This window comes from Melioribacteraceae bacterium (assembly GCA_019638015.1).
GTDB lineage: Bacteria > Bacteroidota > Ignavibacteria > Ignavibacteriales > Melioribacteraceae > JAHBUP01.
This window is the reverse complement of record JAHBUP010000001.1, coordinates 3,654,219-3,675,784: the sequence shown is the minus strand read 5'-3', so window position 1 is coordinate 3,675,784 and position 21,566 is coordinate 3,654,219. Positions and strand designations below refer to the sequence as shown.

18 protein-coding genes are annotated in these 21,566 nt (G+C 35.2%); 15 read left to right on the top strand and 3 right to left on the bottom strand.

Features of this window, described 5'->3' with window-relative positions:
* Positions 1-109: 109 nt before the first annotated feature.
* The 15 genes from KF816_15755 to KF816_15685 all read left to right on the top strand — a co-directional run bounded on the left by KF816_15755 (position 110) and on the right by KF816_15685 (position 18,381).
* On the top strand, positions 110-1,429 hold the full coding sequence (locus KF816_15755; GenBank protein ID MBX3009476.1) for an NCS2 family permease: 1,320 nt from the start codon (positions 110-112) through the stop codon (positions 1,427-1,429).
* A gap of 64 nt (positions 1,430-1,493) precedes the next feature.
* The gene (locus tag KF816_15750; protein MBX3009475.1) at positions 1,494-1,853 is read left to right on the top strand and encodes a hypothetical protein; all 360 of its coding nucleotides are present in this window, start codon (positions 1,494-1,496) and stop codon (positions 1,851-1,853) included.
* Positions 1,854-1,955: 102 nt separating this feature from the next.
* Positions 1,956-2,417: a (2Fe-2S)-binding protein gene (locus KF816_15745; protein ID MBX3009474.1), complete on the top strand. Its 462-nt coding sequence runs from the start codon at positions 1,956-1,958 to the stop codon at positions 2,415-2,417.
* Position 2,418: 1 nt separating this feature from the next.
* Positions 2,419-4,524 (top strand): xanthine dehydrogenase family protein molybdopterin-binding subunit, encoded by a 2,106-nt coding sequence (locus KF816_15740; GenBank protein ID MBX3009473.1) that lies wholly within the window; start codon positions 2,419-2,421, stop codon positions 4,522-4,524.
* 133 nt (positions 4,525-4,657) lie between these two features.
* Complete coding sequence (locus KF816_15735) at positions 4,658-5,542, top strand: carbon-nitrogen hydrolase (GenBank protein ID MBX3009472.1); 885 nt, start codon at positions 4,658-4,660, stop codon at positions 5,540-5,542.
* 63 nt (positions 5,543-5,605) lie between these two features.
* Complete coding sequence (locus tag KF816_15730; GenBank protein MBX3009471.1) at positions 5,606-6,649, top strand: agmatine deiminase family protein; 1,044 nt, start codon at positions 5,606-5,608, stop codon at positions 6,647-6,649.
* Between the two features lie 234 nt (positions 6,650-6,883).
* Positions 6,884-7,849, top strand: a complete 966-nt coding sequence (locus KF816_15725) for an ROK family protein (GenBank protein ID MBX3009470.1) — start codon at positions 6,884-6,886, stop codon at positions 7,847-7,849.
* 94 nt (positions 7,850-7,943) lie between these two features.
* Positions 7,944-10,379, top strand: coding sequence for a glycosyl transferase (locus tag KF816_15720; protein ID MBX3009469.1), 2,436 nt, complete (start codon positions 7,944-7,946; stop codon positions 10,377-10,379).
* Between the two features lie 19 nt (positions 10,380-10,398).
* Positions 10,399-11,130 carry a dienelactone hydrolase family protein gene (locus tag KF816_15715; protein MBX3009468.1) on the top strand — a complete coding sequence of 244 codons (732 nt, stop codon included), beginning with the start codon at positions 10,399-10,401 and terminating at the stop codon, positions 11,128-11,130.
* Between the two features lie 224 nt (positions 11,131-11,354).
* On the top strand, positions 11,355-11,558 hold the full coding sequence (locus KF816_15710) for a hypothetical protein (GenBank protein MBX3009467.1): 204 nt from the start codon (positions 11,355-11,357) through the stop codon (positions 11,556-11,558).
* A gap of 170 nt (positions 11,559-11,728) precedes the next feature.
* A complete protein-coding gene (locus KF816_15705; GenBank protein MBX3009466.1) occupies positions 11,729-12,364 on the top strand; it encodes a TetR/AcrR family transcriptional regulator in 636 nt (211 codons plus the stop codon).
* Positions 12,365-12,372: 8 nt separating this feature from the next.
* Complete coding sequence (locus tag KF816_15700; GenBank protein ID MBX3009465.1) at positions 12,373-13,743, top strand: TolC family protein; 1,371 nt, start codon at positions 12,373-12,375, stop codon at positions 13,741-13,743.
* A gap of 10 nt (positions 13,744-13,753) precedes the next feature.
* Positions 13,754-14,800, top strand: coding sequence for an efflux RND transporter periplasmic adaptor subunit (locus KF816_15695; protein ID MBX3009464.1), 1,047 nt, complete (start codon positions 13,754-13,756; stop codon positions 14,798-14,800).
* Between the two features lie 16 nt (positions 14,801-14,816).
* Positions 14,817-17,957, top strand: a complete 3,141-nt coding sequence (locus KF816_15690) for an efflux RND transporter permease subunit (protein ID MBX3009463.1) — start codon at positions 14,817-14,819, stop codon at positions 17,955-17,957.
* A 154-nt stretch (positions 17,958-18,111) separates the two neighbouring features.
* Positions 18,112-18,381: a DUF4342 domain-containing protein gene (locus KF816_15685; protein ID MBX3009462.1), complete on the top strand. Its 270-nt coding sequence runs from the start codon at positions 18,112-18,114 to the stop codon at positions 18,379-18,381.
* Here the strand turns inward: KF816_15685 and KF816_15680 are convergent.
* The 3 genes from KF816_15680 to KF816_15670 are packed head-to-tail and all read right to left on the bottom strand — an operon-like array spanning position 18,371 to position 21,451.
* Positions 18,371-18,718 carry a PAS domain-containing protein gene (locus KF816_15680; GenBank protein MBX3009461.1) on the bottom strand — a complete coding sequence of 116 codons (348 nt, stop codon included), beginning with the start codon at positions 18,716-18,718 and terminating at the stop codon, positions 18,371-18,373. The genes KF816_15685 and KF816_15680 overlap by 11 nt on opposite strands.
* Before the next feature lie 4 nt (positions 18,719-18,722).
* Positions 18,723-20,900 (bottom strand): TonB-dependent receptor, encoded by a 2,178-nt coding sequence (locus tag KF816_15675; protein MBX3009460.1) that lies wholly within the window; start codon positions 20,898-20,900, stop codon positions 18,723-18,725.
* 26 nt (positions 20,901-20,926) lie between these two features.
* Positions 20,927-21,451, bottom strand: coding sequence for a hypothetical protein (locus tag KF816_15670; GenBank protein MBX3009459.1), 525 nt, complete (start codon positions 21,449-21,451; stop codon positions 20,927-20,929).
* Positions 21,452-21,566: the final 115 nt, after the last annotated feature.

Genomic DNA, 21,566 nt, shown 5'->3' with positions numbered 1-21,566 from the left:
TTATCATGAAAAATCAAAACATTTGCTCAAATATTAATTTTATCATAGTTTCAATTAAGGATCTGAATTATTTGTAGATCACAATACTCTTCATCAATTTGGAGAAATGATGGATAAGTACTTCAAGTTTGGGGAAAATCAAACAAACTTTAAAACGGAAATTCTTGCCGGTGTAACTACCTTTTTAGCCACGATGTATATAATTGTTGTTAATCCCGCAATTATTTCTGCAACGGGAATGCCTTTCGAAGGAGTTTTAACCGCTACAGTTTTAGTAAGCGCTTTCAGCAGTATAGCTATGGGTATATACGCAAAAAATCCAATTGTAATTGCGCCGGGCATGGGGATCAATGCGTTTTTTGCTTACTCGGTTGTGATTGGGATGGGTGTTAAATGGGAAATTGCTCTTGGCGCTGTTTTCTGGAGCGGAATTGTGTTTATAATTTTATCAATAATAAATGTGCGCAAGTTAATTATTCAAGCTATTCCCAAACAATTAAGATACGCAATCGCTGCCGGCATTGGCATATTCATAACATTTATAGGATTTGAAAACGCGAAGTTTATTGTTGATAATCCAGTCACACTTGTCAGTATCGCAAAGATGAATTGGATAGTTGTTACATTCCTTATTGGTCTGATGGCTATGAGTATCCTTGTTGTAAAGAAAATTAAGGGAGCTATTATTCTTGGGATCATTTTTACAACAATTTTATCTATTCCAATAGGGAGATTGTATGGCGACGCTTCTGCAATTAATAATGGTTTATCAACTCTTGTAACCTATAAGGGAATATTCTCAGCACCCGATTTCAGTTTATTCTTTAAACTAGATTTGATCGGATCATTACAATTTGCTCTTCTCCCCGTAATCTTTTCTTTTTTATTTACAGATATGTTTGATTCGCTTTCAACTTTTATTGGAGTTGCCGAAGCCGCAAACTTAGTTGATAAAAATGGAGAGCCTCGTAATGTAAAAGAATCATTATTAGTTGATGCCTTTTCGACTACTATTTCGGGAGTATTTGGGACAAGCGCGGGAACAGCGTATATCGAAAGTGCAACCGGGATTAAAGAGGGAGGTAGAACCGGTTTTACAGCTATTGTAGCCGGATTTTTGTTTTTACCCTTTATGTTCTTATCTCCGCTTTTATCAATTGTTCCTTCAATTGCAACAGCTCCTGCGTTAATACTAGTCGGTGTTTTTATGATGACACCGGTAACTAAAATTAATTGGAGCAGTTTTGATGATGCCGTACCTGCGTTTCTGGGAATGGTGTTAATTCCATTTACTTATTCAATAACCCAAGGAATTATTTGGGGATTTCTGAGTTGGACTTTAATAAAAATCGCCACGGGTAAAAAAGAAGAAGTAACACCTATGCTTTTAATAATTGATCTCTTTGCGATACTTGCGCTAATTGTTTAGAATGATGTTAAACCAGGTTATGTAGTAACTTGTCAAAGCAAATGAAATTATAAATGGAGTAATTATGTGTTTCAGAAAAGATTTATTTGTAATACTTGTTCTACTTTTATCTTCAGTATTGATTACCGCTCAGAATAGAATGAGTCCACAAGAAAGAACAAAACAACTTGCGGAACAACTAAAACTGGATGAAGAACAAACACAAAAGGTGGAAGAAATCTTTACCCGGTCTCAGGAAAAAATTATGGAGATTATGCAGTCGGGCGGAATGGGTGATCCATCCACTAGAGAAAAAGTGATGGAAATTCGTGAGCAATCTAATAAGGAAATAATGAGTTTATTGGATGATACGCAGAAGGAGGAATTCCAAAAAATTCTAGAGGAACAGCGGAACCGAATGATGCAGAGGATGAATAGAAATTAAAATTTCAATAAATACGTTTAATTAGAAACCCTTTCGAGGGGCTTTTTATTTTACTGTTAATTATATTGATTGTGAATGAAATTAATTTTTAGTGAGGAAACTATGGCTCAATTTCAATTAGAGGTAAATAAAAATAAGTATAGTGTTGATGTTGATCCCGATACACCTTTATTATGGGTATTACGCGATACACTTGGACTTACTGGTACAAAGTATAGCTGCGGTGAAGGTATCTGTGGAACATGCACAGTTCTTATTGACGGAAAAGCAGAACGCTCATGCGCCCTCGAAGTGCAAAATGCAGTAGGAAAAGAGATTACTACAATTGAGGGATTTGCTGAAAATCCAACTCATCCAATATTCAAAACATGGATTGATCTAGAGGTCTCTCAATGCGGTTATTGCCAACCCGGCCAAATTTTAACTCTTGCCTCTCTTCTTAATGAAAAAACAAAACCATCGATTAAACAAGTTGAAGATGTGATGGATTCGGTTTTGTGCCGATGCGGTACTTATCATCGAATTAAAAAAGCGGTGGTAAAATTGGTTGAGGAGGAAAAATAAAATGAGAAAGCATACACGAAGAGAGTTTGTAAAAATAGTTGGATTGAGCGGAAGCGGATTACTGCTTGCTGCTTATGTACCTGCATCAATTTTAAATGCAAAACCGGATGGAGAACCAAAAATATTTTCTCCAAGCGTATATCTTCAAATTGACTCGAATGGAATAGTAACAGTTTTTGTTCATAGAACTGAAATGGGACAAGGTGTGCAAACATCTCTTCCTATGCTGGTAGCGGAAGAGTTGGAAGTTGAAGTTGATAAGATTAGAGTAATTCAAGCCAATGCCGATTCGAAGTATGGAAGTCAATCTACCGGTGGAAGCTGGAGCATCAGAAGTACTTTTGAACCTTTTAGAGTAGCGGGAGCTACCGCAAGAATGATGCTTATTTCTGCCGCCGCTTTAAAATTTGGTTTAGATGAATCGAAATGTTTCGCTGAAAATGGATATATCAAAAATTCAGTTAATAATAAATCGTTTAGTTATGCAGAACTCGTGGATGATGCGGCTAAATTAACTGTACCCAAAGATGTTAAATTGAAAGATCCCAAGGATTATAAAATAATTGGCAAGCGTGTTCCTCGTACTGATACTCCCGACAAACTTTTTGGAAAAGCTAAATTTGGAATTGATATTGCTCTTCCGGGAATGTTCTATGCGGTTATTAAGAGACCTCCAGTTTATGGGGCGACATTAAAAAATTTTGATGACTCGAAAGCAAAAAAAGTTAATGGTGTTGTTGAAGTAATCCAAATATCTAGAGGTGTTGCAGTTATTGCGAGTTCAACATGGAGCGCGATTAAAGGAAGAGATGCGCTTGTAATTGACTGGGATTTAGGAAGTAATGTTAATGTAAGTTCCGATTCAATTAAAAAAGAAATGGAATCTCATATTTCAAGCGATGGATTTACATTGGAAGAATATGGAAATCCCTTTAGTGGAAATAGTAAAGACGCAAAAGTAATTGAAGCGATTTATGAAGTGCCATACATTGCCCACGCTCCAATGGAACCGGTAAATGCGGTTGCAAATATTACAAAGGATAAAGCTGAAATGTGGGTTTCTTCTCAAAATCCTCAAGATGCTCAAAATAGAGTTGCACAATTACTTAATAGAAAGCCTGAAGACGTTGTGCTTCATGTTACATTTGTTGGAGGAGCGTTTGGTAGAAAACTTAGAAGTGATTTCGCCGTCGAAGCCGCCGAGATTTCAAATGTATCGGGAAAAATTATAAAATTGATGTGGACTCGGGACGATGATATGAAGTATGGGTATTTTAGACCCACAAGTATGCACAGCATGAAAGGAATTGTAGCCGAAAATAAAGTAATGGAATTTAAGCATCATATTATTGCAACCTCAATAAGGGCACAGGATCAGGGAATGCCAAAAACCGCACGCGAATATGATATTGCCGGGAGCGCAACAGGCTGGAAATATAAATTCCCATATAATAGAGTCAGCGGAACAGTAGTTAATACTCCTGTATTAATTTCGTGGCTGCGGGCTGTTTATGGAACTCAAAATCCATTTGCAATTGAATCGTTTATTGATGAATTAGCTTTCGCGGCCGGAAAAGATCCTCTTGAATTACGAAAAGAATTATTGGTTGAAGACTCACGATTAAAAAATGTTATGCTGGTTGCCGCTAATAAAGCCGAGTGGAACAAAAAATTAGAACCGGGGAGAGGTAGAGGAATAGCCATTTATGAAGGTTATAATAGCTTCTGCGCTTTAGTTGCTGAAGTTACCGTAACTGGCAGTAAACTTAAAGTTGATAAATATGTTGCTGTAATTGATTGTGGAATTGTAGTAAACCCAGATACATTGGAATCGCAGATTGAAGGATCAATCGCTTTTGCTCTATCAGCGGCACTTAAACAAAAGATTACAATTAGGAATGGAGCAATTGAACAGAGTAACTATGATGATTTCCCAATGCTAACACTTTCTGAGATGCCTGAAGTTGAAGTACACATAATCCCTAGTGTGGAGAAAGTTGGGGGAATTGGTGAACTTGCTATAGCTCCGGTTGCACCCGCCTTATGTAATGCAATATTCAATGCATCTGGAAAAAGAATTAGAAAACTGCCAATTGAATTAATTTGATTTTTCTGATAAAATCTTAAAAACGAGAGACGTCAATTATGGCGTCTCTTTTTTTATTATTTCTCGTAGAATTCACGACACAATTGTTTAAGATGAATTGTTATATTTGCTCATTAATTATTAAGGATTTCTGATGAGCAAGAAATATACAATTGGATTATTACAACTCGCATTCTCTGAAGATATTGATGATAATCTGAAAAAAACATTATCGTGGGTTGAAAAAGCGGCTAAAGAGGGGGCAAATATAGTTTGTCTGCCTGAACTCTACCGCTCACAATACTTCTGCCAAAAGGAAGATTCTTCACTATTCGATCTTGCCGAAACAATTCCGGGTCCTTCAACAAATTCATTTCAAAAATTAGCTGTTGATCTGAAAATATCTATAATTGTTCCTTTATTTGAAAAAAGGGCACCCGGTGTTTATCATAATAGCGCGGTAATAATTGATGCGGGAGGAGAAATTTTAGGCACATATAGAAAAATGCACATCCCTGATGATCCTTCATATTATGAAAAATATTATTTCACTCCCGGGGATTTAGGCTTCAAATCATTTCAAACAAAATTTGGTAAAATTGGAACATTAATTTGCTGGGATCAATGGTATCCAGAAGGTGCGCGTCTTACATCACTTCAAGCGGCGGAAGTATTATTCTATCCAACAGCAATTGGCTGGCATCCGGCCGAAAAAGAAAGATATGGTTCTGCTCAAAAAGATTCATGGATTACAATTCAGCGTTCACACGCAATTGCCAATGGTGTTTATGTAGCGTCGGCAAATAGAATAGGTTTGGAAAAACCAATTCCAGATAGCGATGGAATACAATTTTGGGGATCCTCATTTATATGCGATCCGCAAGGAGTATTCATCGCGCAAGCTTCTGAGGATAAAGAAGAAATTTTATTAGCAGAAGTTGATTTAAAACATCTTGAAACAATAAGAAGAAATTGGCCATTTTTAAGAGATAGAAGAATTGACGCGTATAATGATATTACAAAAAGGTATATAGATTAAAACTCTGCGGATTCTTTGCGTTCTCTGCGATTAAGCTTTTTACTTTTAATTCTTGGACATTAAATGAAATCAAACATCACTTATAGACTTCCCGCCGAATGGGAAGAACACAAATCAACAATAATTTGCTGGCCACACCAAAAAGAAGATTGGCCTGGTAAGTTCGAACCAATTCAGTGGGTATATGTAGAAATAGTAAAAAATATTGTGGATGGAGAGCTTGTTAGAATAATTGTTCAATCTCAAAATGAAAGGAAGAAAGCTCAAAAATGTCTTGAACGAGCCAATGTTGATTTGAATAATATAGAATTTATTATCAATGAAACTGATCGAGGATGGATGCGTGATTCTTCTCCAACATTTGTAAAAAGGGGAAGTGAAACAACAGCAATCAGATTTCAATTTAACGGCTGGGCAAAATATTCTAATTGGAAAAAAGATAAATATATTCCACGAACTCTTTCAAATGTTTTGAGTGTTGATTTGATTGATGCCGAATATAAAGATAGAACAGTAGTTCTGGAAGGGGGAGCGATTGATTCCAATGGATGCGGTACATTACTAACTACAGAAGAATGTTTGATGGATAAGATAGTTCAAGTGCGCAATCCAGGATTCACAAAAAAGGATTATGAAAAAGTGTTTGATAAATATCTTGGAATTAAAAATATAATATGGTTGGGAAAAGGTATTGCTGGAGATGATACACATGGACACGTTGACGATTTATGCAGATTTGTAAATAAGAATACTGTTTTACTTTGCAGAGAAACAGACAGTAAAGATGAGAACTATTCTATACTTGAAGAAAATTATGAGCGATTGCAAGATGCCCGCCTTGAAAATGGAAGTAAGTTAAATATTGTATCCTTACCAATGCCTGCGCCAATAGAATTTGAAGATTTACGGCTCCCCGCAAGTTATGCCAATTTTTACATTTCAAATAATGCGGTACTTGTTCCAACCTTTAATGATCCTAACGATAGAATTGCCCTGAATATTATAAAAGAGTTTTTTTCTGACCGTGAAGTAATAGGAATCCATTCGGTGGATCTCGTTTGGGGGCTGGGAACGATACATTGTTTAAGTCATGAAGAACCATTGTAAATAACTTTTAAGCTGAGTAGGGCACACTCATAAAGTCCTTATTAAAATAATAATTGGGCTTATTATTCTAATAAGAAGTTTTAGAACCAAAATCACAGTTCATCTTTTCTTTTGTTTTTGGGTGAAAAAATAGCTTTTGATAAGGAGTAGTTTTGTTTTTAGAGGCACAGTATTTGTTAAATAATTGGGTTTAATTGTTAAAATAATTCATAAAACTGTGCAGAGAATTGAATAATGGAAATTAAAAAAGTTGTTGCCGGTGTAGATATCGGCGGTACAAATACTGTTTTCGGATTTATTGAAGAAAATGGAAATTGTCTTTATGAATCATCACTTCCCACCTTGGCAGAAAAATCAGCGGATCAATTTTTTGAAAGATTGTTTAAACAAGTGATGGATTCATTTCAAAACTATGTGGGAACTCATGAGTTAGTTGGAATTGGGATTGGCGCACCCAATGCTAATTATTATAAAGGAACTGTCGAAAATCCTCCAAATCTAAATTGGGGTATGGTTGATGTTAAAAATATTGTAAAGAAATACACCCACTTGCCCTCAGCAATAACAAATGACGCAAATGCCGCAGCCTTGGGCGAATTGTTATTTGGTGCTGGAATTGGGCTGAAGGATTTTGTGGTGATAACATTAGGAACCGGATTGGGCAGCGGAATTATTGTTAATGGTGAATTAGTATATGGTCATGATGGATTTGCAGGGGAAATTGGTCATTCAATAGTTGAGAAAAATGGAAGGGATTGCGGTTGCGGCAGAAAAGGTTGTTTGGAAACTTATGCATCAGCAACTGGAATCAGAAAAACCGCAATAGAAATATTAAATCGTTCTGAACAAAAAAGTCAACTTAGAGATATTCCGGAGGATGAGATTACATCCAAACATATCGGCATTGCCGCGGCAAATGGTGATGAACTGGCTCTCGAAGCTTTCGATTATACAGCCAAAATTTTAGGGTTCGAATTAGCAAATACAGTTGCATATCTGAGTCCGGAAGCAATTATTTTATTTGGCGGACTCGCAAAAGCGGGGGATATTCTTTTTATCCCTGTAAAAAAATATATGGAAGAAAATTTACTCGATATTTTCAAAAATAAAGTTAGAATAATTCCATCGGGACTTCTTGATAAAAATACTGCGGTTCTTGGTGCCGCGGCATTAATCTGGAATGAATTGAAAAAACATTAGTCGGCATTCAAATAAATTTTTCACTTCCGCTAATTCATTGATAATAAGAGTTATATAATTTTCATCTCGGCGGATATAATAAAGGGAATATAAAATGAAATTTGGTTATTTCGATGACACTAACAAGGAATATGTAATTAACAATGTAAAGACTCCCTATCCATGGATCAATTATCTGGGTAGTGAAAGCTTTTTTTCTTTAATCTCAAATACAGCCGGCGGATACACTTTTTATAAAGATGCGCTATTAAGAAGACTTACCCGTTACCGTTATAATAATGTGCCAATAGACAATGGTGGAAAATATTTTTACATAAATGATAATGGTGATGTTTGGAATCCGGGTTGGAAACCTGTGAAGGCCAAACTAGAAGATTATTCATGCAGACATGGAATGGGTTATACTATTATTAAGGGAAAGCGTAATTCTATCGAAGCAGAGGTAACTTTTTTTGTGCCTATAAAGAGCAATTGCGAAGTGCAGAAATTAAAACTAATTAATTATGGAAGTACTCCTAAATCAATAAAATTATTTTCATTAATTGAATGGTGTTTATGGAACGCTCAAGATGATCAAACAAATTTTCAGCGTAATTTTTCCACCGGTGAAGTAGAAATTAAAGATTCGGTTATCTATCATAAAACAGAATATAAAGAGAGAAGAAATCACTTTGCGTTCTATTCTGTCAATACTCCGATTAATGGTTTTGATACCGACCGGGATTCATTTATAGGATTATATAATGGATTTGATAAGCCCGATGTAGTATTTGAGGGAAGACCTAAAAATTCGGTAGCCCATGGCTGGTCCCCAATTGCCTCTCATTATATCGAAGTTGATTTAAATCCAGGGGAAATGAAGGAATTTATTTTCATCCTCGGTTACATCGAAAATGAAGATGACAATAAGTGGGAATCAAAAGAGGTAATCAATAAAACTAAAGCTCTCGAAATGATTGACTTATACTCTGATGCAACTAAAGTTGATGCGGCATTCAGCGAATTAAAAAATTATTGGGAAAATCTGCTTTCTATTTATCAATTAAAAAGTGGTGATGACAAACTTGACCGCATGGTTAATATCTGGAATCAATATCAATGTATGGTTACTTTTAATATGTCGAGGAGCGCTTCATATTTTGAGAGCGGAATTGGTAGAGGAATGGGATTCCGAGATTCAAACCAGGATTTAATTGGATTTGTGCATCAAATTCCTCAGAAAGCAAAAGAAAGAATTTTGGATATTGCCGCAACTCAGTTTGAAGATGGAGGAGCTTATCATCAATATCAACCATTAACAAAAAAGGGAAATCATGCTGTTGGCGGAAATTTTAACGATGACCCGCTATGGTTAATTCTCTCTACATCTGCATACATAAAAGAAACGGGTGACTGGTCAATTCTTGATGAATCTGTTCCGTTCGACAATGATGAATCAAAAGCGAAATCACTATTTGAACATTTAAAACGATCATTCTATCATGTGGTGAATAATTTAGGTCCACACAAACTCCCCTTAATAGGAAGAGCGGATTGGAATGACTGCTTAAATCTTAATTGCTTTTCAAAGAATCCCGATGAATCATTTCAAACAACTGAAAATAAAAGTGGCGGTGTCGCCGAATCTGTAATGATTGCCGGTTTGTTTGTTCTGTATGGTGGTGAGTTTGTAAAGTTATGTGATGAGTTAAAAAAGGAAAGTGAAGCTACTGAAGCGCGAAAACATGTAGCCGATATGATTGAGGCAATAGAAAAACATGGATGGGATGGGGAATGGTTTTTACGGGCTTATGATTATTTCGGAGAAAAAATAGGGAGTAAGGAAAATGAAGAGGGGAAAATATTTATTGAATCGCAAGGATTTTGTACGATGGCCGGCGTTGGTCTCGAAGATGGAAAAGCTGAACTTGCTCTCAATTCAGTTAAAAAATATTTGGATTGTGAATATGGAATTGTGTTAAATAACCCCGCTTTTACGAAATATTATATCAATATGGGGGAAATTTCCACATACCCAGCCGGATATAAAGAAAATGCGGGAATATTCTGCCATAATAATCCTTGGATAATGATTGGCGAAACATTGGTTGGAAATGGGGATAGGGCATTTGAGTATTACAAGAAGATTGCGCCTGCATATCTTGAAGAAATTAGTGATTTGCATAAAACCGAACCTTATGTTTACTCACAAATGATTGCCGGAAAAGATGCATTCAAACCGGGGGAAGCAAAAAATAGTTGGCTTACAGGTACCGCTTCATGGAATTATTATACTATTACACAATATATTTTAGGAATTCAGCCCCAGTATAATGGATTAAAAGTTGATCCATGCATTCCAAAAGATTGGAGCGGTTTTGAGATTGTTCGGAAATTTCGAGAAGCTGTTTATAATATTAAAATTAGTAATCCAAACCATGTTTCAAAAGGTATCACATCTTTAAAAATAAATGGAAAGAATCATGAAGGAAACATGATACCTGTAATGCCTCCAAATTCTATTAATATTGTTGAAGTAACAATGGGATAAAAAATTTTGAGGAGTATTTATGAAGTTAAGACAAGTTTTACTTTTTATAATCTTTTTGATCATAACAGTGTTTAATCACAAAGATGTTATGGCGCAAGAAGAAAAAAATGTTCAAATGGAAAACCGGTTGACCACAGTTTATAAACAGAATATTGATATAAGCTATCTCCTCTACCTTCCAAAAAATTATGAATCGGGAGAAAAATTTCCATTAGTACTGTTTCTTCATGGTGCAGGAGAAAGAGGCACTGACCTTAATCTTGTTAAAAAACATGGACTTCCAAAATTAATTGAGCAGGGAAAAGATTTTCCATTCATTGTCGTATCTCCACAGTGTCCATTAAATGTTAGATGGGACACAAAAGCATTGATTTCATTGATTGATGAGTTGATTGATAAACTTAATGTTGATGAAAAGAGAATTTATATAACCGGATTAAGTATGGGGGGCAATGGTACATGGCGCTTAATTTCTGAGATTCCCGAAAGAATTGCCGCGGCAATTCCAATTTGTGGATGGGGTGATGCATTCGAAATTTGCAATGCGCGGAATGTTTCGATTTGGGCTTTCCATGGTGCTAAAGATATGGTTGTGCCCGTAGTCGCTTCTCAGCAATTAATTGATAGGTTAAAATATTGTAACGGAAAAGCTGAGTTTACAATTTATGACGATTTAGATCATGATTCGTGGACTGTAACATACGAAAATGAAAAAATCTATGAATGGTTGTTGGAAAAATCATTACCATAAATAAATTTTTTTTACTAATCAGCACAGAAGACTAAAAACTTTTTGTGCTGATTATTTTTTTTGATTTAAAAAACAGTTAATTCACTTCAAAAAACTAATTTCAATAAAAGTCCACTATTAAATTTTTCATTTTAAAAAATTTTTTGTTGCGTACAAAAATCAAATGTAATAAGTTGCACAAAAAGTTAATATTCTTTTAACAAATAAATCTATTCGTTTATTAAATGCTTCCAATAACACTAGACCTGCAAAATTTTGAAACAGTTAAAAATGTTTCGCATACAGTTGAACAGTGGTACGAACAAAAAACAAAGTCAGATAACGCATTACCCGAAATCCGTTTAAATTTTGGGGAGCGAAAATCTTTTCAGGCAGTAATTCAAAACAGTAAAACCAACCCTAGCGATATTCAGCTGCAACTTCTTTAAAAACTCCTAAATCTTTATTTTTTTTAAAAAGACATAAAACTTCCATTCTAAACGGTCGTCTAATGAACCATGTTAAATAAAAGAATGTCGAGTTTTGAAAATGACTAATTGGTTTATTAAACGAATGATTAGTATCTTTGTCGACTTAAAAGTCAAATAAAAGAGTAAAAATGGAAAATATTAATAATTTGAGCAGAAAAGAGAGAGAAAAGCTTCAGAAACGGGGTGAGATATTAAAAGCCGCCAAAAAGCTGTTTGCCTCCAAAGGATTTAACTCTGCCACTCTCGACGACATCGCGATGGAAGCCGAGTTTGGAAAGGGGACAATCTATAATTACTTCTCCAGTAAAGATGAGATTATCAAGGTCATTATAGAAGATGTGCTGGTATCAAATCTTGAAGCCATAAAAAAGGCTGATGGTGACGGTAAGAATTTTGAGGAGTTCATTACCATTTATACACGAGAAATGTTCAGCTATTGCTTGGAAAACCAGGAAGCATTTATCCTTTTAGCCGAGCACTATATCAATCAAATGAAGGTCAATAATTTTAATAAAGATCGGGGTGAATTTATTGAGTATATCCATCAGACCAATAAAATAATGCAAACCCGAATTTTGAAAGGGATTTCAGAAAATGAAATAATTGAAGTTAATCCACTTCACTTTTCGATATTGTATCAAAACATGGTATTCCCTTTTATACTCGATTTAATATATCACAAACAAATAGAGAGCTTAAGCATTGATCAACATGTAGCAATGCTCAGGGAAATAATATTTAAAGGAATTTCGAAAGATAATTAGAGGAAAATGTGAAACAACTACTAATCCTATTTTTAGCGGCGTTACAAATTCTAACCGCGCAAAGTGTCGATCAACAAAATAAGTCAGTCGAGGTATTAGAGCTTACTTTGGATGCTGCGATCGATAGAGCATTAAAAAACAATTGGGATATAAAATATTCCGAGAAGGAGATGCAAAAAGCTGAGGAGCAGATTAATGAAGCGTATGCCAGTGCTTTCCCAAGAATTGATTTTGCCGGAAGATATACCAGAAATATAAAACTTCCGGTTTTATTCATTGGACCAAATACGGCTTTTAATAATACCGACCAAACCCAGACATTTGAGATTGGAGCTAAAAATAATTTTGACGCCTCGGTTTCAATTAGTCAGGTCATCTACAGTCAAAAAGTGAATACCGCTATTCAAATAGCTGATGAATATGCCGAAATGTCGAAAGAAGGAAATGCTTACGCAAAACAAGATATTATTCTAGCTGTTAAAAAAGCATTCTATACAGTTTTACTGATGGAAGAACTTGTTGAAGTAACAGGTAAGAATTATGAGGTTGCAAAAGCCAACTACGAAAATGTTTCTTCAATGTTTAAGCAAGGTGTAGCTTCTGAATATGATAATTTAAGAGCGGAAGTTCAGTTGGCGAATACAACGCCGGCACTAACCCAAACAAAAAACAATCTTGCGATGGCTAAAAATCTTCTCAAAAATATTGCGGCAATCGACGTTAATCAGGAAATATCCTTAAAAGGAAAATTTAGTTACGAGGAATTGCCACAATCAACAATTGATGAAATGAGTATTACGGCTGTGTACAATCACCCGGCTGTAAAGCAACTGGCAATTCAGGCCTCATTGCTTGATAAGAATGTAACTATCGAAAAGTCAGAGTATTATCCAGTCCTATCGGCATTCGGGCAGTATGCATTTCAGAGCCAGGATAACACTTATCAATTCAAAAACTATAATTGGGCAAAAACTTTTATGGTTGGAGTAAATCTTCAATATACATTGTTCGATGGATTTAGAAGAGGCGCTAGAATTGAACAAGCAATAATTGATAAAGAGAAAGTAGAAATAACAAAAAACAAATTGATTGATGGACTAAAAATTCAAGTATTGCAGGCAAAATTAAATATGGAAGAGGCTAAAAAAAGAATTAAAGCCCAGGAGAAGAACTTAGAGCAAGCAGAAAAAACTTTGAAAATTGCGCAAAGCAGATTTAAAAATGGAGTGGGAACTCAATTAGAATTAATTGATAGCCAAGCCGCCCTTGCATTTGCGAATACTAATTATGCACAGGCTGTATATGATTACTTGATCGCAAAAGCGGAATGGGAAAATGTAGTAAGTCTAAATATCGTGAACGAATCAAAACAGAATTAGGAAAAATAAAATGAGAAATCTTAAAAAAGTAAAATTATTAATGAGTTTTGCAATATTGCTTTTTGTAATCGGTTGCGGCGCTAATGGTGATGATAAAAATACCGATAAACAAAATGTAACAGATACAATTGCTGTATCCCTTGCCAATGTAGAGATAAAAGATATAGCAGTTGTAAAATCATTTAACGGAAACCTGGAAGGGGAAGAGCAGGCAAATATTGTTGGAAAAATTCCCGAGAGAATTACCGCTGTTAATGTTAAAGTGGGGGATTATGTTAAAACAGGTCAGTTGTTAATTCAATTAGATAAATCGGGTGCTTCATCACAGTATTATCAGGCAGAGGCAGGTTTTCTAAATTCGCAGAAAGATTTAGAAAGAATGAAATCTCTTTATTCTGAGGGGGCTATCTCTCAGCAAATGCTGGATGGAGTACAAACTCAATTCAATATTGCCAAAGCAAATTTTGATGCGGCAAAAAGCAGTGTTGATTTAACCAGCCCGATCTCAGGAGTAGTTACAGAAGTTAATGTAAATATTGGTGATTTGGCTTCGCCTGGTATTCCTTTAGTGGTTGTTGCAAATATTTTCAAGATGAAAGCGATAATTAATGTTGGTGAGTCGGATATTCCAAACTTTGCGGTTGGGCAATCTGCAGAAGTATATTCGGAGCTAAAACCCGAATTAAAGGTAAAAGGAAAAATCATTCAAATTTCGAAATCGGCAGATGTTAATTCGAGAAGTTTTGAGGGAAAAGTACTTTTTAACAATACAGGTGATAAATGGTTTAAGCCGGGAATGTTTTGCCGTGTAAATGTTGAGTTGTTCACTAAAGATAAATCGCTCGTAGTGCCAAACTCAGCAATAATCAACAAAGATAATGATAAAGGAATTTTTGTCGCCGAAAATGGTAAAGCCGTTTTTAAACTGGTTAGTATTGGAATTACTAATGGAGTTTCTACCGAGATAAAATCCGGTATAAATAAAGAAGATAAAATTATTACACTCGGCAACGCCAATTTAAAAAATGGGCAGCCAATTCAAATTTCATCCAATTAATCAAGTAGAGATAAAAATGAAATTAGCAGATGTTTCGATAAAGCGCCCGGTATTTGCCACAATGATGATAGTATCACTGGTTGTATTGGGTTTATTCTCATTCTATAAATTGAATGTTGATTTATATCCGAATGTAGATATTCCATTTGTAATGATTACAACAATACTTCCCGGTGCTGGTCCAGAACAAATTGAGACCGATCTTTCAAAGAAAATTGAAGATGCTGTAAATGTTGTAGAAGGTGTGGATTGGGTTCAATCAACTTCACAAGAAAATGTTTCAATTGTTGTGATTGCATTTAAACTGGAAATTGATGGTAAGCAAGCCGCTCAAGATGTTCGAGAAAAAGTTGCCGCTATTAGAGCCGAATTACCGAAAGATGTTGAGGATCCCGTCGTTCAAAGATTTGATTTTGCTAGTCTGCCAATTATGCAGTTTACTGTTTCGGGGCAAAGATCGGATAAAGAGATTACTACTTATTCTAAAGATGTAATTAAAAGAAGGCTGGAAAGCATCCCTGGAGTTGGCGCTGTAAACTTAGTCGGAGGTTCTGAAAGAGAAATTCAAATTGAAGTTGATGCCGCTCGATTAAAAGCATATAATCTTTCAATTGAAGATGTGATTTATAATGTGGGAGCCAGCAACGTCGAAATTCCCGGTGGAAATTTAATTAATGGTCAAAGACAGGTTCTACTTAGAACAATGGGAAAATACCGTTCAATAGATGACTTTAATAATGTTATTGTTGCTACACCTAATGGAAAAACGGTCTATTTAAGAGATGTAGCGAAAGTGATTGACGGCGTTAAAGAAAAAACTAGTTTAACAAGATTTAATGGTAAATCTGCAGTTGGACTTGATATTGTTAAACAATCTGGAAGTAATACTGTTGAAGTTGCCAATGAAGTAAAGAAAGCAATTGCCTCGCTAGAAAAGGAGATGCCTCAAGATATAGAGATTTACTTGGCTCGCGACAACTCCGTATATATTGAAAACTCAATTGATGATGTGTTGGTAGACATTTTTTATGGTGGATTGCTGGCAGTGTTTATTATTTATCTGTTCCTGGCAAATTTTAGAGCAACAATTATTACCGCGTTAGCGTTGCCATCTTCAATTATTGCAAGTTTTATTATGATGTATGCCCTTGACTTCACACTTAACATGATGTCTCTTCTGGCACTTTCATTAGCGGTAGGTTTGTTAATTGATGACGCGATTGTAGTAATTGAAAATATTTACAGGCATCTTCAAATGGGTAAAAAATCTGTTGACGCCGCAAAAGATGCCACCGCAGAAATTGGACTGGCGGTGCTGGCAACTACATTTACAATTGTGGCGGTATTTGTACCTATAGCATTTATGGAAGGAATTGTGGGCCGATTCTTTTATCAATTCGGATTAACTATTTCCGCGTCGGTGCTGGTTTCATTGTTTGTAGCATTTACTCTAACCCCAATGTTATCCGCTAAATGGCTGAGGAAAGATGATGAGACTCTCAATCCCGAAGGTAATTTATTAAATAAAATACTCTATTATTTTAATCACTCGTTTGATTTTCTTAGTGCAAAATACAAGACAGCGTTAAAATGGTCTCTAAATCATCGTAAAACTGTTTTTGTATCAGCAATAATTGTATTCGTTCTAAGTCTTGGGCTAATGGGATCACTCGGTTCGGAATTTTTCCCTCAAGCTGATCAAGCTGAATTTATTGTTGATGTGAAAGCAAATCCCGGAAGTTCGCTAGAACAATCAAGTGAGATTTGCGAAAAAGCAGAAAGCATCTTTAAAAAGAATAAAGAAGTAACAACAGTGTTAACCACAATCGGCTCAGCAAATAATCCCGTTACTCAAGCCACAATTCTTGTTAAGCTCACTAAAAAAAGGGAGCGCGACGTTTCAGTTTTTGAGTTAATAAAGGGTTTTAGAACTGAACTAAAAAAAATACCCGGTGCAAAGTTTAGCTTCCTTCTTGAGGGAGGTCCCGGCGGCAATGAAAAACCGGTAACATATAGCATACGTGGGGAAAATATTGATACAATAAAAGCATTGGCGGCAAAAGTTGAAAACATCGTACATAATACATCCGGCACCGTTGATGTTGATAATAGTCTCGAGCTTTCGAAACCTGAGGTAAGATTAGTTCTTGATAGAGAAAAAGCTTCTGATCTGGGGGTAAATCCTTATGCCATCGCATCTGCAGTTCGTTCAATGGTTGATGGCAATGTTGCAACTCAATATCAAGAAGGAGATGAGCAATACGATGTGAGGGTTAGATTACAAAAAGAAGATAGAAGTGATTTTATAAATATTTCCACACTCAATATTAAAAGCACTAAAAAAGATAATCATGGAAATAATTACTTGATTCCAATTGGTGATATAGCAAAAATTGAGGAGGGCACAGGCCCATCAAAAATTAATAGATACACCCGACTTAAAGAAATTAGAGTTGATGCGAATATCTCTGATCGATTTTTAGGTGAAGTTCTCGGTGATGTTCAAAAAGAAATTGATAAAATAGATCTCCCACAAGGGTATATGATTAATGTTGTGGGCCAAGGGGAAGAACAGACAGAGTCATTTATTAATATGCTGCTTTCACTAATGCTCGCGATAGTGTTTGTTTATATTGTTCTCGCCATGCAATTTGAGAGTTTGGTACATCCACTATCAATTATGCTCTCTCTGCCAATGGCGGTTGTGGGAGCGGCTTTATTCCTTCTTATTTTCGGCAACTCGGTCTCAATAATCTCATTAATCGGAATAATAATGTTAATGGGTATTGTAACAAAGAACGCGATACTATTGGTTGATTATACTAATCAGCTGCGTGAACAGGGTAAAACAAGAATGGAAGCGTTATTGCAATCTGGCCCAACAAGATTAAGACCGATATTAATGACTACATTTTCTACAATTGGTGGAATGCTTCCGGTAGCAATTGGAGTTGGGGAAGGAGCTGAATGGAGAGCCCCAATGGGACAAGCGGTAATTGGTGGTTTGATAACTTCAACAATTCTTACATTATTTGTTGTGCCGGTTGTTTATACAATTTTGGAAGATATAGGAAAGTTTAATGTTTTTTCATTCGCTAAAAAATTATTTGCTAAAAAAGCAAAATCGGTAGAGCCTGCTGCAGAAGTTGTATCATAATTATCGTTTGAATTTATAATTACTCTGTGCCGTAATAAAGAATCATCACATTAGGGCACAGAGTTTTTTATTGCGCAAGTTCAAGAATAATTTAAAAGTAATGAAACTATAGTTATTCTCATTCATCTAAAGACTCAAATAAGAGAGGAATAAAATGAGCGTTGAGTTTAAGGTAAATGGCAAAGATTTGCTGGCAAAAATTGAAGAGCTGATTCGAGAAGGCAACATCCGTAGAATAATAATTAAGGATGAAAAGGGTAATACATTTATTGAAATACCAGTAAATATTGGAATCCTCGGTGTAATTTGCGCACCCATACTTGCGGCAGTTGGAGCAATTGCCGCTCTAGTTTCAAATTTTACCGTTGAGGTAGTCAAAAGAGATGATACCGAAGAAATAAATAGTGATGTTACTAATCTCTAACATGATGAACCATATTAAATGGTATCTCAATCGATAATTCTATTAGTCCCTTTAATTCACCATTATCATACCAGGGCATTTGGTGAATTAATTTTTTGATACCGCGTTTCTCAATAGTATAAGTATTTGTTTTATTCTCTCCGATTAATTGCTTAATAATATCAATCGATTGATTATTATGGCAGTCAAATAAACTTTTACCAATCAAATTATACCCGCCCTCGTCTTTGAAAACTTCCGCCGATTTTTTATTCATATAAATAATGATTCCGTTAATATCGCTTATTGTAACGGCGGAATTTATTTCATCAAAAAAATTATCCATGGAATTAAACATTTAGTTAGAAAAATATTTCGGTGCCAATACTGTAATTTCTTAATGGGGCAATGTTCCCCATAAATTCAACGTAATTGTAATTAAAAAGATTTTTGACGTTGAGTTGAATTTTAACAGGGTAAGTACTTACGAAAAAATTATAGATAGCGGAAAAATCGGTTACAAACACGGGGACTCTTTTGCTGCCATCAACGATAAGAGCAAAAGGGGGCTGAGTTAGATTGAAATCAATCTGCTCAACCTTACTCAAATATCTAAAATTAAAGTTAAATGAAAAGGGATAGAAATTTAGATCGGCTGAAGTATTAATAGTATGACGCGGTCGATATTTCATTGCAATGTTATTATCGACATCTCTTGCCCACATGTAATTATATCCAAAATTAACAGAAATAGTTTGCGGGATAATCTGCCAATCAGCTATTATCTCTGCACCCTGAATCCTAGCGTTTGTAATATTTGTAAATTGAATTTTTCCTTCGCGAGTTAAAAGGGGTTCAATAAACTGGTCATACTCTGTTTGGTAAAGTGCTGCGTCGATATTAATCTGATCTGAAATAATGATTAATGATCCCAACTCGAGTGAAACACTTTTTTCCGGTTTAAGGTTTGGATTTTCTTTTACATCAATTCCGCCCCCAACACCTGCGGTTGTAAATACTTCCGAAGGAGTAGGAGCTCGAAAGCCTGTGCCAACCGATCCTCTCATTATTATTTGGTCGCTCAGCTTATAATTTAAGCCGGCTTTGGGTGTAATTGCTGATGCGCCATCAATTGTATCTAACTTCATATAATCGAAACGCATCCCAAAATTAGCCGAAAAACTTTTACTGAATTTATAATCAAAGTTGGTAAAAACGCCGGCACCAAAAAATGTTGGATTCTTAAAAATGTTGGATTTGACCGATGTATATGATGCCTCTATACCCGAAGTGTTATCCATGCTGTTTGTTAAATTGGAATTAAGAATGGCTTCAAGTCTTGAAAGATTTGCGGTTGAGGTTGTAACTTCCAATCCAATCCCGGTGAATTTCGTGTAGTAATTACTTGCTTTTATATCTAAAGTTGTGGTTTTGGAAATGTTATTATGATATGTGAATCCGCTAAATAATCTATCGGATTTAACATAATTACCATTATCTTCATCCTTAGGTACAAGCGCATTACGAGAATCCTTCCAATAAAGAAAGTTACCTCGATTCATATTTAAATAGTTTGTGAAAAATGAAATCCGGCTCTGGTCATTTACTTTGTAGTTCAGGTTAAGATAAAGAAGATTTCTTTTAAAGTAATTATTCTGACGGTATCCATCATTATCGAATTTCTTGGCAGAAAAAGTATAACTTAAATCGCTAACAGAATTAGAATGAGTAAATGCTAAACCATAAAAATTTCTTGAAGATTCAGACCAATCCCATATATTATAACTTGGTTTATCATACATTCCAAAATAAGATTGAAATTGTGTGATTGGGTATTTCGCAAAACTTTTTGTGATAATATTTATAACACCGCCAATTGCGGATGAACCATACAATGAACTGGCTGGACCCTTTATAACTTCAACTCTTTCTATATCAGTGACGGGAATAATTTCCCAAACAATATCCCCTGAATCGCCGGAGTAAAATGGAATTCCATTGATAGCTACTAAAACTCTAGTACCAGCACCTTTTGTATATCCGCTTGATCCTCTAATACTTACCTGCTCAAGATTTACCTGTACGCCGGCAACAGTTCTCAACATTTCATCAAAGGTTTGATAATTTCTATTGCTTAAAATTTCAGGAGAAATTACTGCCGTGCTCACACTCAAATCTATTTTATTTTGAAGATGTTTTGCAGCGCTAACAATAACTTGATCGGTTTGCAGTGTGATTTCGGAGAGAAAAATTTTAATAAATCTGGAATAATTAGTTTTAGTTATGCTGTAAATCTTTTTTCCATAACCGATTAGAGAAGCCTGCAAAGTATAATCTCCTATGGGTACAGATTTGATTTCAAAAATTCCATCCGAGTTTGTCGCGTCGCCAAAATTTGTTCCAAGCAATACAATATTAACACCTTCCAATGGTTCATTCCGGGATGTAACAACCTTGCCAGTAAGTGTGATATTTTGAGCATTTAATGCCGAAGTGAATAGAGTTAAAAAAAACAAAATTGTAAAATATTTTTTCATCATAAAACCTTTCAAATTTTAGGCGTACATTACATTGGGGGTTGAGGCGGAGGCGAATTGAAATCAACAATAATATTAACTTCTTTGAGCATTTTCCCTTCTTGCATAGTTAGCGTTCCGGGTTCAGAATTGTTTCCGGGATTGTAATAAATGCCAGCAATAAACCAATCCTTTCTATCAAGTGAGATTTCGGGAGTTTTGCTTTGCGCTATAACTATGTATTTATAAGTGGCTGGTTCAAGTTGGAATAATGGTATAAAATTATTTTCGTTTGAATTGTATTGAAATGATCTGGTTTGATAAGGTATTGAATCAACAACAAAACTTAAGTTTGGTGGAAAGAAATCAGCAGAAGTTTTGATAGCTTCTTTGAATACCACAAGATGAGTCCTTTTTATTCCTGCAGGCCAATTACCAATAAATTCAACCTTTCCTTCGAATCCCATTTTTTCATTATATATTGGTTTCTCTGGTTCGGGTTCTATTCCTTTATCGCATGCGGCAAAAGTGCCAATCACCAATAAAAGAGATATTAGAAAAAGTATTCGTTTCATAAAAACTTTCTTCATATTTATAATTAAATATAAGTTTTGTTTCTGAGGAATTCATCATGTCATTATAAATTTATTCTAACAATACAAATCATAAGTGCAAGGCCAACTAAAAGGT

Bases quoted from the DNA above. Each gene is read 5' to 3' on its own strand.
- KF816_15755 (MBX3009476.1), top strand. From the start codon at position 110: ATGGATAAGTACTTCAAGTTTGGGGAAAATCAAACAAACTTTAAAACG.
- KF816_15750 (MBX3009475.1), top strand. From the start codon at position 1,494: ATGTGTTTCAGAAAAGATTTATTTGTAATACTTGTTCTACTTTTATCT.
- KF816_15745 (MBX3009474.1), top strand. From the start codon at position 1,956: ATGGCTCAATTTCAATTAGAGGTAAATAAAAATAAGTATAGTGTTGAT.
- KF816_15740 (MBX3009473.1), top strand. From the start codon at position 2,419: ATGAGAAAGCATACACGAAGAGAGTTTGTAAAAATAGTTGGATTGAGC.
- KF816_15735 (MBX3009472.1), top strand. From the start codon at position 4,658: ATGAGCAAGAAATATACAATTGGATTATTACAACTCGCATTCTCTGAA.
- KF816_15730 (MBX3009471.1), top strand. From the start codon at position 5,606: ATGAAATCAAACATCACTTATAGACTTCCCGCCGAATGGGAAGAACAC.
- KF816_15725 (MBX3009470.1), top strand. From the start codon at position 6,884: ATGGAAATTAAAAAAGTTGTTGCCGGTGTAGATATCGGCGGTACAAAT.
- KF816_15720 (MBX3009469.1), top strand. From the start codon at position 7,944: ATGAAATTTGGTTATTTCGATGACACTAACAAGGAATATGTAATTAAC.
- KF816_15715 (MBX3009468.1), top strand. From the start codon at position 10,399: ATGAAGTTAAGACAAGTTTTACTTTTTATAATCTTTTTGATCATAACA.
- KF816_15710 (MBX3009467.1), top strand. From the start codon at position 11,355: ATGCTTCCAATAACACTAGACCTGCAAAATTTTGAAACAGTTAAAAAT.
- KF816_15705 (MBX3009466.1), top strand. From the start codon at position 11,729: ATGGAAAATATTAATAATTTGAGCAGAAAAGAGAGAGAAAAGCTTCAG.
- KF816_15695 (MBX3009464.1), top strand. From the start codon at position 13,754: ATGAGAAATCTTAAAAAAGTAAAATTATTAATGAGTTTTGCAATATTG.
- KF816_15690 (MBX3009463.1), top strand. From the start codon at position 14,817: ATGAAATTAGCAGATGTTTCGATAAAGCGCCCGGTATTTGCCACAATG.
- KF816_15685 (MBX3009462.1), top strand. From the start codon at position 18,112: ATGAGCGTTGAGTTTAAGGTAAATGGCAAAGATTTGCTGGCAAAAATT.
- KF816_15680 (MBX3009461.1), bottom strand. From the start codon at position 18,718: ATGTTTAATTCCATGGATAATTTTTTTGATGAAATAAATTCCGCCGTT.
- KF816_15675 (MBX3009460.1), bottom strand. From the start codon at position 20,900: ATGATGAAAAAATATTTTACAATTTTGTTTTTTTTAACTCTATTCACT.
- KF816_15670 (MBX3009459.1), bottom strand. From the start codon at position 21,451: ATGAAACGAATACTTTTTCTAATATCTCTTTTATTGGTGATTGGCACT.